At 54.8% G+C, this 13,169-nt stretch carries 9 protein-coding genes; 8 read left to right on the top strand and 1 reads right to left on the bottom strand.

The window, feature by feature from the left end:
- Positions 1–76: 76 nt before the first annotated feature.
- Positions 77–919 (top strand): 23S rRNA (adenine(2030)-N(6))-methyltransferase RlmJ, encoded by an 843-nt coding sequence (locus J2X14_RS11570; protein ID WP_352411364.1) that lies wholly within the window; start codon positions 77–79, stop codon positions 917–919.
- A gap of 66 nt (positions 920–985) precedes the next feature.
- Here the strand turns inward: J2X14_RS11570 and rnz are convergent, their stop codons facing one another.
- Positions 986–1,897 (bottom strand): ribonuclease Z, encoded by a 912-nt coding sequence (gene rnz, locus J2X14_RS11565; protein ID WP_352411363.1) that lies wholly within the window; start codon positions 1,895–1,897, stop codon positions 986–988.
- Positions 1,898–2,146: 249 nt separating this feature from the next.
- Here rnz and J2X14_RS11560 point away from each other — a divergent pair, with 249 nt between their 5' ends.
- The 7 genes from J2X14_RS11560 to J2X14_RS11530 all read left to right on the top strand — a co-directional run bounded on the left by J2X14_RS11560 (position 2,147) and on the right by J2X14_RS11530 (position 13,122).
- Positions 2,147–3,370 (top strand): RtcB family protein, encoded by a 1,224-nt coding sequence (locus tag J2X14_RS11560; protein ID WP_352411362.1) that lies wholly within the window; start codon positions 2,147–2,149, stop codon positions 3,368–3,370.
- Between the two features lie 103 nt (positions 3,371–3,473).
- Entirely contained in the window at positions 3,474–4,826 is a 1,353-nt protein-coding gene (gorA, locus tag J2X14_RS11555) for a glutathione-disulfide reductase (protein WP_352411361.1), read from the top strand.
- A 268-nt stretch (positions 4,827–5,094) separates the two neighbouring features.
- Complete coding sequence (locus tag J2X14_RS11550; protein WP_352411360.1) at positions 5,095–5,820, top strand: gluconate 2-dehydrogenase subunit 3 family protein; 726 nt, start codon at positions 5,095–5,097, stop codon at positions 5,818–5,820.
- A 43-nt stretch (positions 5,821–5,863) separates the two neighbouring features.
- A complete protein-coding gene (locus J2X14_RS11545; protein WP_352411359.1) occupies positions 5,864–7,633 on the top strand; it encodes a GMC family oxidoreductase in 1,770 nt (589 codons plus the stop codon).
- Positions 7,634–7,637: 4 nt separating this feature from the next.
- Positions 7,638–8,909 carry a c-type cytochrome gene (locus J2X14_RS11540; protein ID WP_352411358.1) on the top strand — a complete coding sequence of 424 codons (1,272 nt, stop codon included), beginning with the start codon at positions 7,638–7,640 and terminating at the stop codon, positions 8,907–8,909.
- Between the two features lie 215 nt (positions 8,910–9,124).
- Positions 9,125–10,909, top strand: a complete 1,785-nt coding sequence (locus tag J2X14_RS11535; protein ID WP_352411357.1) for a DUF262 domain-containing protein — start codon at positions 9,125–9,127, stop codon at positions 10,907–10,909.
- Positions 10,906–13,122 (top strand): DUF262 domain-containing protein, encoded by a 2,217-nt coding sequence (locus tag J2X14_RS11530; RefSeq protein WP_352411356.1) that lies wholly within the window; start codon positions 10,906–10,908, stop codon positions 13,120–13,122. Before J2X14_RS11535 ends, J2X14_RS11530 begins: the two co-directional genes overlap by 4 nt.
- Positions 13,123–13,169: the final 47 nt, after the last annotated feature.

Here is a 13,169-nt window from a genome sequence, read left to right as displayed (position 1 = left end):
ATACTAGCCACAGTTTCCGCCGGAGCGTTCATGCTCCGGCCTCATTTCATCAGGCATCACCGGATACATTGTTTATATGCTTAGTTACCGTCACAGTTTTCACGCTGGCAACCATGCGGATGTGCTGAAGCACACCGTACAAAGCCTGATCATCTCCGCGCTTAAAGAAAAAGAAAAACCGTTTCTTTATCTTGATACGCACGCTGGCGCAGGCCGTTATTTACTGAGCGGCGAACATGCAGAGCGTACCGGTGAATATCTGGAAGGCATTGCCCGCATCTGGCAGCAGGACGATCTGCCGGAAGCGCTGGCGCCCTATATCAGCTGCGTAAAAGCGCTTAACCGCGGGCCGAACCTGCGCTATTACCCAGGCTCGCCGCTGATTGCCCGCCACCTGCTGCGTGAAGACGACAAGCTGGAGCTGACGGAGCTGCATTCCAGCGATTTCCCTTTGCTGCGCAGCGAGTTTCAAAAAGACAGCCGCGCCCGTCTGGCACGCGCCGATGGCTATCAGCAGCTTAAAGCGAAGCTGCCGCCGCCGTCGCGTCGCGGCTTGATTCTGATCGATCCGCCTTATGAAATGAAAAGTGACTATCAGGCGGTGGTAAAAGGGATTGAAGAAGGCTATCGCCGTTTCGGCACCGGCGTGTTCGCGCTCTGGTATCCGGTTGTGCTGCGTCAGCAGATCAAGCGCATGATCCACGATCTGGAAGCAACCGGCATCCGCCGCATTTTGCAGATTGAGCTGGCGGTACGCCCGGACAGCGATCGTTTCGGCATGACCGGATCCGGCATGATCGTGATCAACCCGCCGTGGAAGCTGGAACAGCAGATGCGTGACCTGCTGCCCTGGCTGCACCGCGTGCTGGTTCCGGCTGGCACCGGCCACACCAGCGTTAACTGGATCGTGCCGGAATAAGCCAGCCGCTGTTTTACTGGTTTACGCGCAATCGGGCATCGGGCTTACAGGCCGGATGCCCTGTGACTACAGCGTAAATACCGCGAAATCGCGCGCCATTTCGGTGGCGGGAAATATTGTCTGACACTCCGCCAGCAGCCGCGGCATATCCTCAAAGCGATAGCGTGAGCTAAAATGCGTGGCGATAAAACGCTTCGCGCGCGCGTCTCTGGCGACGGTGGCCGCCTGCACGGTGGTTGAGTGGCCGCGCCCGTTGGCTTTCTCCTCCATCGCCGCCTCCAGCGTCGCTTCATGCACCATGACATCCACATCTGCCGCCAGCGCCAGCGCAGTCGCCACCGGCGCGGTATCGCCAAAAATCGCCAGCTTTCTGCCCGGCGTCGCGGGGCCGAGGTAATCGCGTCCGTTAATCACGCGTCCATCTTCCAGCGTCACGCTTGCGCCCTGCTTGAGCTGCTGAAACCAGGGGCCGCGCGGTACGTTATCCGCCTTAAGCCGCTGCGCGTCGAGAAAGCCGGGTTTGTCATGCTCCTCAATACGATAGCCAAAACAGGGCAGAACATGATTCAGCGGATACGCAGTAACTTTGAATTTGCCATCATCAAACAGTTCGCCCGCTTCGATCTCAATCACCTCCAGCGGATAAGTGACAAAGGATCCGCTCAGGCTGAGGGTGGTCTCAATAAAGGTTTTCAGCCCTGTCGGCCCGTAGATCGTCAGTGGCTCGCTGATACCGCCCATGGAGCGGCTGGTCAGTAATCCGGGCAGGCCGAAAATATGGTCGCCGTGCAGATGCGTAATAAAAATTTTATCCAGCTTGCCGGGCTTGAGCGCGCTACGCATAAACTGATGCTGCGTCGCTTCGCCGCAGTCAAACAGCCAGTATTCGCCCCGACGCGATAGCGTCAGCGCAACAGCGCTAACGTTGCGGTGCAGGCTTGGCGTTCCGGCGCTGGTGCCAAGAAAAGTCAGTTGCATAGGATGAACCTTGTTGATGTTAAAGGGCTTCCCAGCACAGCCCGAAACGGGCACGGTGTTGACGCAGCCGATCGGCTGGCAACGATTCCTTGTCTGGCGTCGTCATCAAAGCGTACCTGCATTTGATCTTGCGGACAACGCACGGTCATTCATACTCCAGATTAAGCGCACGCGCTTCCCGCCGCCGTTGGCAGGCCCGGAAGCCCTCCCGGATCGCCGTCGCCAACGCCGCCCAGAAGGAAACCGATCATGAAATCGCAATACCAAACCTTATCTGCGCCCAACAGCGCGCCGGTGAAAATGTGGACCAATGGCGTCCCGGTTGAGCCGGAAGCGCGCGATCAATTACTCAATACGGCGAAAATGCCGTTTATTTTTAAACATCTGGCGGTGATGCCCGATGTTCATTTAGGTAAAGGATCGACTATCGGCAGCGTTATCCCCACGCGCGGCGCGATTATTCCGGCGGCGGTCGGCGTCGATATTGGCTGCGGCATGATTGCGGTACGCACCTCGCTAGCCGCAGGCGACCTGCCGGATAATCTGTACGGCATCCGCAACGCGATTGAACGTGCGGTGCCGCACGGGCGCACCAGCAACCGCTCCGGCAATGATAAAGGTGCGTGGCAGCGCGCCCCGGATATTGTGGATCAGCACTGGGCCAGCCTGCAGTCCGGTTTTAAACGTATTACCAATAAATATCCGTCCCTGCTGAAAACCAATAACTATGCCCATCTCGGCACGCTCGGCACCGGCAACCATTTCATTGAGCTGTGCCTGGACGAAGCGGATCGGGTCTGGGTGATGTTGCATAGCGGCTCACGCGGCGTAGGCAACGCGATCGGCACGCTGTTTATTCAACTGGCGCAGCAGGATATGCGCCGCCATATCGCCAACCTGCCGGATCGTGATTTAGCCTGGTTTGCCGAGGGCAGCCCGCATTTTAACGATTATATTGAGGCGGTCGGCTGGGCGCAGGATTATGCGCGTCATAACCGTGAAGTGATGATGCAGCAGGTGCTGGCGGCGCTCTCAAAAGAGATCGTTAAGCCGTTCAGCGCCACGGCCGAAGCCGTTAACTGCCACCATAACTATGTACAGCGCGAGAAACATTTTGGCGAACAGGTGTTGGTCACCCGTAAAGGCGCGGTATCGGCTCAGCGCGGCGAGATGGGGATCATTCCTGGCTCGATGGGTGCCAAAAGCTTTATCGTGCGCGGACTGGGCAACGAAGAAAGCTTCTGCTCATGCAGTCACGGCGCGGGACGCACCATGAGCCGCGCCGCCGCCAAAAAACGTTTTACCGTTGCCGACCAGCAGCGCGCCACCGCCCATGTCGAGTGCCGTAAAGATAGCGACGTGATTGATGAAATCCTCATGGCCTATAAAGATATCGATGCGGTGATGGCAGCGCAGTCTTCGCTGGTGGAAATCGTGCATACGCTGCGTCAGGTTGTTTGCGTAAAAGGTTAAAAAGACAGCTCCTGTTACAATCATAGGCGCAAACTTTGCGGGAAAACGCTGAGTAACGGTACACTTACGCCAGTTTTCTTTTCTTACTTTTGGAGTTCGCTCAATGACCCGACATTATGATTATCTCGCTATTGGCGGCGGTAGCGGCGGTATCGCATCCATTAACCGTGCGGCGATGTACGGGCAGAAGTGCGCCCTAATCGAAGCGAAAGAGCTGGGCGGCACGTGCGTGAACGTCGGCTGCGTGCCGAAAAAAGTGATGTGGCATGCGGCTCAAATTGCTGAAGCGATTCATAACTACGGCCCCGATTACGGTTTCGATACCACCGTAAATAACTTCAGCTGGCAGACGGTGGTAAAAAACCGCACGGCTTATATCGATCGTATCCATACCTCATACGAAACGGTGCTGGGCAAAAACAACGTTGATGTGATTAAAGGTTTCGCTCGTTTCGTCGACGCGCATACCGTTGAGGTTAACGGCGAGAAAATCACCGCCGATCATATTCTGATCGCTACCGGCGGACGTCCGGTACAGCCGACCATCCCAGGCGCGGAATATGGCATCAACTCCGACGGCTTCTTTGAGCTGGACGATATGCCGAAGCGCACCGCCGTGGTTGGCGCAGGTTATATTGCGGTTGAGATTGCGGGCGTGCTGAATGCGCTGGGTTCTGAAACCCACCTGTTTGTGCGTAAAGATGCGCCGCTGCGCCAGTTCGATCCGCTGCTGAGCGAAACGCTGGTCGAAGTGATGAACGCCGAAGGCCCGACGCTGCATACGCAGTCGGTGCCGAAAGCAGTGGTGAAAAACAGCGACGGCAGCCTGACGCTACAGCTGGAAAACGGCAAAGAGCAAACCGTTGATTGCCTGATCTGGGCCATCGGCCGCGAACCGGCGACCGATAACCTGAACCTGGCGGCAACCGGCGTGGCGCTGAATGAAAAAGGCTATATCACGGTTGATAAATTCCAGAACACCAGCGTTTCCGGCCTCTACGCCGTGGGCGATAACACTGGCGCGGTGGAGTTGACGCCGGTCGCGGTGGCGGCGGGTCGTCGTCTTTCCGAGCGCCTGTTTAACAACAAGCCCGACGAGCATCTGGATTACAGCAATATTCCGACCGTGGTATTCAGCCACCCGCCGATTGGCACCGTGGGCCTGAGCGAACCGCAGGCGCGCGAGCAGTATGGCGATGACGCGGTAAAAGTGTATAAATCCTCCTTTACCGCCATGTATACCGCTGTTACGCAGCATCGTCAGCCGTGCCGCATGAAGCTGGTTTGCGTCGGACCGGAAGAAAAAATCGTTGGCATTCACGGCATCGGCTTCGGCATGGATGAGATGTTACAGGGCTTCGCGGTAGCGCTGAAAATGGGCGCGACCAAAAAAGACTTCGATAACACCGTTGCGATTCACCCGACGGCATCGGAAGAGTTCGTCACCATGCGCTAAGCGCCATCAATAAATAACGCTGTAAAAACAGCGTATTAAAGGCCAGATACCTTAAGGTATTTGGCCTTTTTTGCTTTTAGCACCAATAATTATTGGAATATCCGACCGATCATCAACGGAAATATAAGTTTCACTGTTAATTATTTTGTTGCACATGTTAATATTAGGCAACTTAGTTATGTCTATATCTAGTTAATAAATAAACATAAACTAAACAAAGATAAAAAACAGAACCATTTTTTTAACTTTACGTGAGATATTCAGGGCTATGTTGTTCAATAAAGAAACATCCCGCCGTAAGTTTCTACTCGGCGCGCTCGTCGCTTTACCCTTAAGTGACATGATCTTCAAAGGACTTACCGCAGCACAGGCCGCTGAAATGGCCGCCCCCGAATTAGACGCCTACAAACCCATCTTTTTCAAGGCTGATGAGTGGCAGTTTATTTTGGCCGCCACCGACAGCCTGATTCCAGCTGGCGGCGAAGGCAAAGCCCCCGGCGCGTTAGAAACCAACGTTCCGGTGTTTATCGACCAGCAGCTTCATGGCGATATGGGCGAAGAAATCTATATGCAGGGGCCGTTTAACGCCCATGCGCCCGCCACCATGGGCTATCAAATTCCTTACCGTCCGCAGCAACTCTATAAGATTGCGATCCCCCTGATCGATAAATGGTGCAAAAACACTTATCAGAAGCCTTTCCATCAGCTAACACAGCAGCAAAAAGATGACGTGCTGACCCATCTGCAAAAAGATGGCATCGACTTCGCCAGCCTGGGCGAAGAGAACATGAAGCCTTCACACTTTTTCAGCCAGCTGATTTCCGATACCAAACATGGCTACCTTTCCGATCCGATGTATGGCGGCAACAAAGGCATGAAAGCCTGGATCGCCATCGGCTTTCCTGGCGCACGCGCCAGCTTCCTGGAATGGGTTAAGCAGCACAACGTGCCTTATCCGTTAGGGCCGGTGAGTATCAAAGGTGAACGCGCCTGATCGGCGTAACTGATTTGTTTTTGCATGATTTACAGGGTTAATAATGGCACAGCTAAATAAGAAAGAAGTCGACGTCGTTGTGGTCGGCCTGGGTTGGGCTGGCTCTTTAATGAGTATTGAGCTGGCAATGGCGGGATTAACGGTACGGGCGCTGGAAAAAGGGCCGGAACGTGATTACCCCGAGTTCGCCTATCCGAAACCGGCGGATGAATACGCTTACGCGGTACGTAACAAGGTGATGACCACGCCTGCGGAATCGGCGGTTACCGTACGCTACAACATGGATCAGACCGCGCTGCCCACCCGTAAATGGGGCGCTTTTGTTCCAGGCGGCGGCGTAGGTGGTTCAGGTCTGCACTGGACCGGCGTGCTGATTCGCCCGACGCCAACCGATTTAAAGCTCAAAACTTACGCTGACGAAGCGTATAAGCCAGGCATCTTGCAGGAAGAGATGCGCGTCATGGACTTCCCGTTCACCTGGGATGAAATTGAGCCTTATTACGACAAATTTGAGCGTATTTGCGGCCAGTCCGGCAACACCGGCAACCTGCGCGGCAAAATTCTTGAGGGCGGCGACCCGTTTGAAGGCCCGCGTTCTCAGCCTTATCCGCTGCCAGCCTTAGAAGATACGCTGAACAACGTGATGTTCGCTGAAGCGGCGAAAAAGCTGGGATATCATCCGTTCCCGAACCCGTCTGCGGCGGTTTCACGCGCCTGGACCAACCCGTACGGCAACCAGATCGCCCCTTGTAACTACTGCGGCTATTGCAGTAAATACCCTTGCCTGAACTACTCGAAAGCATCTCCGCAAACCGCGGTGATGGATGCGCTGAAGCGTATGGATAACTTCTCCTATGAAGTGAATGCCAACGTGTTAAAAGTGGTGCTGCACGACGATAAGAAAACGGCGAAAGGCGTTATCTACATTGATGAGCAGGGCAACGAATGCTTCCAGCCAGCGAAAATCGTGGTGTTAAGCAGCTTCCAGCTTTACAACGTGCATCTGATGCTGCTCTCCGGCATCGGCAAGCCGTATAACCCGATTACCGAAGAGGGCGTGGTTGGACGTAACTACGCGTTCCTGAGCAACGGCGGCGCCACGCTGTTCTTCAAAGATAAAAACTTCAATCCGTTTGCGACTTCCGGCCCTACCGGCCAGATGTTTAACGATATCTCACCGGGCAATTTCGATGGTCCAGGGCTGGGCTTTATCGGCGGCGCGAAGATCCACAGCTCACAGGCGACCGGAACGCCGATCGGCACCGCATTGCCAAAAGGCACGCCGTCGTGGGGCATGGGCTGGAAAGAGGGTCTGGAAGAGTGGTATGGCCACTCCATGAAGATCAGCATCACCACCACCTGCATGTCTTACCGTGACATCTATCTGGACCTCGATCCGAACTACACCAATGAGCATGGCCAGCCGCTGCTGCGCATGACGTTCAACTGGAAACAGAATGAGCTGAAATTGCAGCAATACCTGAAAGGCATCGTGGGCAATATTGCTAAAGAGCTTAATCCGGACAGCATGAGCATGAGCTTCCTGCCGATGGATGCGCAATTTGATCTGACCAAATATGTTTCTACCCACAACGTGGGCGGCGCGATAATGGGCGATAACCCGAAAACCTCGGCGCTTAACCGCTACCTGCAAAGTTGGGACGTGCATAACGTGTTCGTACCGGGCGGCAATGCCTTCCCGCAAAACTTCCAGGCGAACCCCACCGATACTATCGGCGCGATCACCCTGATGGCGGCACAGGCGATCAAAGAGCAGTATCTGAAAAACCCCGGCCCACTGGTACAGGTATAAACGCATGAAGCTGTTTACTCTGAAAAATTTCATTTTTGGCAACCTGCTGGCGCTGGCGGCGGGCTTTTCTGCGGGCGTGCAGGCTGACGATTCCGCCCAGCTGATTAAGCAGGGCGAATATCTTTCCCGCCTTGGTGACTGTATGGCCTGTCACTCGCTGCCGGGTAAACCGGCTTACGCCGGTGGCCTGGCGATTGAGTCGAATCTGGGTACTATCTATTCCACCAATATCACGCCGGATAAAAAGTACGGCATTGGCAACTACAGCGAACAGCAGTTTTCTGATGCGGTGCGCAAAGGGATTTTGCCGGATGGCTCACGCCTTTACCCGGCGATGCCTTATCCCGACTATGCCAAAATCAGCGATGATGATATGCATGCGCTTTACGTCTACTTTATGCAGGGCGTGAAGCCGGTTGCCGACGCTGCGCCGGAAACGAAACTGAGCTTTCCGTTTAACCAGCGTTGGGGCATGCGTTTCTGGAACTGGGCCTTTACCTCTGATAAGCCGTTCCAGCCGATCGGCGGCGCTTCCGCAGAGATCAACCGTGGCGCCTACATCGTCGAGAGTCTGGGCCACTGCGGCAGTTGCCATACGCCGCGTCGCATCACCATGAATGAAAAATCGCTCGACAGCAGCGAAGATGCCTTCCTGGCGGGCGGCGAGCTGAATGGCTGGTCGGTGCCTACGTTACGCGGCATGCCGCACTGGAGCGAGCAGGAGATCGTCGATTATCTGCAAACCGGGCGTAATGATAAAGCGGCAGTAGGCGGTGAGATGACCTCGGTGGTAGAGCACAGTTCTTCGCACATGAGCGATGCCGATCTGAAAGCGATTGCCGCTTATCTGAAGTTCCTTGGCGGCAACCCTGGCCTGCATGCCGCCGATCCGCAGGCGGTGGAAAAAACCGCGGCGAAGCTGACTGCGGCGAAGAATCTGACGGAAGGCGAGCGCCTCTATATCGATAACTGCAACGCCTGCCACTTCGTTAATGGCAAAGGCGCGCCGGGCGTCTTCCCGGAGCTGGATCAGGCCTCGATTGTTAACGCCGAAAGCCCGGTGGGATTAATTCACACCATTCTTGCCGGTGCGCAGCAGCCCTCCACGGCCAAAGCGCCCTCAACGCTGGCGATGCCGGGCTTTGCTGCCCGTCTGAGCGATGAGGAAGTGGCGAAGCTGGCAACCTTTATCCGTCAGGGCTGGAACAACCATGCCTCGGCGGTGACCAGCGATCAGGTTAAGGACGTACGCAAGAACCTGAAGCACGGCGAGTAACCGTTAAATCGCTTAAAGGCCGGGTATCCGGCCTTTTTTTTTGCAAAAAAAGCGGTGTGGTCAACGGGTTAACTTTAGTTTTTTTCCTTTCTGCCGATAAGTCGTTTACTCAGGCGCAACCTTCTCGCCTTAACGCCATATTGCACCCGGCAGCATGCAAGGGTCAGCGCTCATCGATTACGCAGCGCCAAACTTTCTGTTCAGAAAGGAAAAAAATGTCACATCACCAACTTATCCTTAAGCCCGTTAGTGAACTCCTCGGCGAAAAATTTTTTATCCCTTCTTACCAGCGCGGCTACCGCTGGACCGCACGCCAGGTCAGGGATCTGCTAGAAGATATCGCCGAATTCCAGCAAAGCGCGCAGAAAAACGATCGAACGTGTTTTTACTGTCTGCAACCGGTGGTGGTTAAACAAAAGCAAGATGAGTGGGAGCTGGTCGACGGCCAGCAAAGGCTGACCACCCTTTATATAATCCTGCGCTATTTAAAACAGCATCATGCGCCGCTGGCACAGTCGTGTTACCGCCTGCGCTTTGCCACCCGTCCCGACAGCGAAGCCTTTCTGCAGCATATCGACCCGGACAGAGCGCAAGAGAACATCGATTTTTTCCATATTTCACAGGCCTGGCAGACGGTAAAAACCTGGTTTGACGCCCGGCCAGAGATGGCATCCGCGATGCTGACCACGCTGCTTAACAGCGAGCAGGCGGGCAGAAACGTTAAAGTCATCTGGTATCAGCTGCATGAGGAAGCGGAAGCTACCACCGTATTCGCCCGCCTCAACCGCGGTAAAATCCCGTTAACCAGTGCCGAATTGGTTAAAGCGCTTTTTCTGCACGCCGGTAACTTCACCGCCGCTGGCGAAAATGCGCCCTTTCAGCAGCTGAGGCTGGCGCATGAGTGGGATGCTATCGAAAGACGTCTGCAACAGCCCGACTTTTGGTATTTCATCAGCAATGATGAGCGGCAGGACAACCGTATTGAACTGCTGCTGCGGGTTATCGCCGAGTCGCTGCCATCATCGGTTTCCGTACACGATCCCCACTATATTTTCCTGACGTTCTCGCACTATCTGGAAAATGCCGCGCAGCATGCGCAGGCGATAACCGCCCTGTGGCTGCGTATCAAACGCCTGTTTATGACGCTGGATGAGTGGTTTGAGGATCGCAAATATTATCATCTGGTCGGCTACCTGATTAGCCAGAAAGTCTCGCTGCCAACGCTGATTAATTTGCATAGCAGCAGCCGCAGCAAGCCGCGCTTTCTTGCCCAGCTGGGGGAGAAAATCCAGGCTATCGCGCTGCCCGATATCACGGCGCCGAATCATGAAAATATCGCTGCCGCCGTGAGGGGACGCAAATATGGCGATAAAAGCCTGCGCGCCCTGCTGCTGCTGTTTAATATCGCCACCATTGTGCTGAACCGTAACGCCAGCATACGTTTCCAGTTTATGCGCTATAAACAAGACGCCTGGGATATCGAGCATATCAGCGCCGTCAGTTCGCATATGCCGGAAAACGTGCCGGGGCAAAAGGCCTGGGCGAAAAACATCCGCGATCATTTTTCTCCCGCCAGCGGCAACAACGATGACAACGCGCCATATAGCGAGATGCAAAACAAATTTTATCAGCGCGCGCAAAAGCTGCTGGATAACGAGACGTTCGACAGCGACGCCTTTACCCGCCTGTTTAACGCTGTACAAAAAGTGTTTAACAAACACCGGCGCGACGACCTGGAAAACAGTATCGGCAATTTAACCCTGCTGGATTCCACCACTAACCGCAGCTATAAAAACGCTATTTTTCCCATCAAGCGTCAGCGCATTATCGCAGCGGATAAAGCCACTACCTTTGTGCCGATCGCCACCAGAAACGTGTTCCTCAAATATTACAGCCAGCGCGTTCATGACATGACCTTCTGGAATCGTGACGATCATGAAAATTATCAACAGGCGATTATCCAGACGATCGCTGACTTTTTTAGCGAGGTGCAGTCATGAGTCAGCAAGCGTTGATCACTTTTGCACAGATGTTTGACCGGGTCGATGTGATTACTATTCCGGTGATCCAGCGTGATTATGCCCAGGGACGAGACTCCGCGCAGGAGATCCGCCAGCAGTTTCTGCATACGCTGGCGCAAGCGCTGCGGCAGGAAAGCGACGCGCCGCCGCTGGATCTCGATTTTGTCTATGGCAGCCTGGAAAACGGCACCTTTTCCGTGCTTGACGGCCAGCAGCGCCTGACGACGCTTTTTCTTCTGCACTGGTTTTTGGCCGGTCAGGAAGGCGCCTGCGACGCCTTCCGCCAGCGCTTTACGCTGAACGGCAAATCACGCTTTACCTACCAAACACGCACCAGCGCCACCGAGTTCTTTGATGCGCTGGTCGCCGCCGACCCGGCGGATTACGCCTTTGCCCTCAACGCTGAAGCAGCAATCCCGCTCGCTCAACAGCTCATTGATAGCCACTGGTTCTATCTCTCATGGCAGCAGGATCCTACCGTGGCGTCCTGTTTAACCATGCTGAACGCCATCCAGCAGCACTTTTCAGCCAAAGAGGGCGAGCTGTTTGCGCGCCTGTGCAGCCATGAAAACAAACGCATCGTTTTTCACTATCTGAATCTGGACGCTTTTGGGCTTTCCGACGATCTCTATATAAAAATGAATGCGCGCGGCAAAGCGCTTACCGATTTTGAAAACTTCAAGGCCTGGCTCTCCGGCCGCATCAGCCAGTGGCCCGCCGCACAGACGTTTAGCCAGCGGCTCGATCAGCAGTGGACCGATCTTTTTTGGCATCTGGGCAATAAAGATTTCTCTTTTGATACGCTCTACCTGCGATTTTTTATGCGCATGGCTTTTCTGCTGGCTTGCGGTCGGGGCGATAAATCAGCCAATGCACTCACCGCCGATGACCAGGCGTGGTTTAGCCTGCTGCGTGATGCGCAAAGCACCTTTTCTCCGCTGGAATTTGCCCAGCACGACGCCTTTGCGCCGGATGATTTAGCCAAAATCGCAAAAGTGCTGGATTACTTCTGTTCCGATCACGCTACCCCGGCGACGCAGGCGCTGTTAAGCAAATTCCTGACGACCAGCGACTATCTGGTGCAGGCGCAATTTTATGCGCTGACGCTGTTTATTCTGACGCAGGAAAACAGTGCAGATGACGCACAGCGTCTGCAACGCTGGCAGCGCGTGACCAACAACCTGTTGCGCACCCTGCGCCTTGATTCTATTGAGATATTTCTCCGTATCGTCACCGGGCTGCATGCCATGGCACCGCACGCGCGCGATCTCTATCGTGAGCTGGCGCAGGCACAGCAGTGCTGGCAGGCAGCGTTAGGCAGACATGCGGAATCGAGCGATCAATGGACGGAAGAGGCGCTCAAAGTGGATTTGATTATGCAGGACGCGGCCTGGGAAGCCGCCATGATGCGGGCGGAAAGCCATCCTTATCTACAGGGGCGCATCCGAGGCCTGCTGTCGCTGGCGTACCGTGCGCAACAGGCCAGTCATCATCGCGCAACCTTCAACCTGCTGGTGGAAAAAACGTTTCGCGTTCTTGCTAAGCCTGTCGTTGAGCATCCGGAACACCTGCTGGAGCGAGCGCTGCTGACGCTGGATGATTATCTGGTGCAGATAAGCGGCGATCGTTACACCTTTTGCCATGCCGCCAACCACAGCTGGCGCGATCGCAGCAAAAGCTGGCTGGCGGTCGTGGAAAAACCGATTTTCGGGCAGCTGCTGGCGCATATTGATGAGAGCGACGTTGCCGAGACGCTGCGTCAGCTTATTGCGCGAGTTGACTGCGGCGGCTGGCGTGAGCTGATTGTTAACTATCCCGAGGTAATCGGCTATTGCGAAGAGCGGCTGCTGGATAAGGAAAAAGAGAATATCTACCTGCTGAGTAAATCGACGCGGCGCGGCTATTTCTTTGAACTGCACAGTTATGTGCTGGCGCAACGTCTCAATCAGCTGTTGGCGGAAAACGCCTTGCCTGGAGAGATAACGGCGGTGAAGTATTGTTGGACATACGGCGATGATCAGCCGTGGCTGGAAATCACGCTTAACGATGATCTCATTCGCTACGTCTGCTATCAGCGTGGGAAATTTGTGCCCTGGGAGGAGAGCGATGATGACAGCAGGATCAAGCCGTTGCCCGCAGCCGTTGTTCGGCTGGCGAAAGCACTGATGCCGGAAATTTACCCGGCAGAGTAACGATAAAGCAGGCTGAAGCGTCCTTTCAGCCTGCTTATTACGCGTTG

Source organism: Mixta sp. BE291, assembly GCF_031457955.1.
Lineage (GTDB): Bacteria > Pseudomonadota > Gammaproteobacteria > Enterobacterales > Enterobacteriaceae > Mixta.
This window is presented reverse-complemented; position numbering and strand designations above follow the sequence as displayed.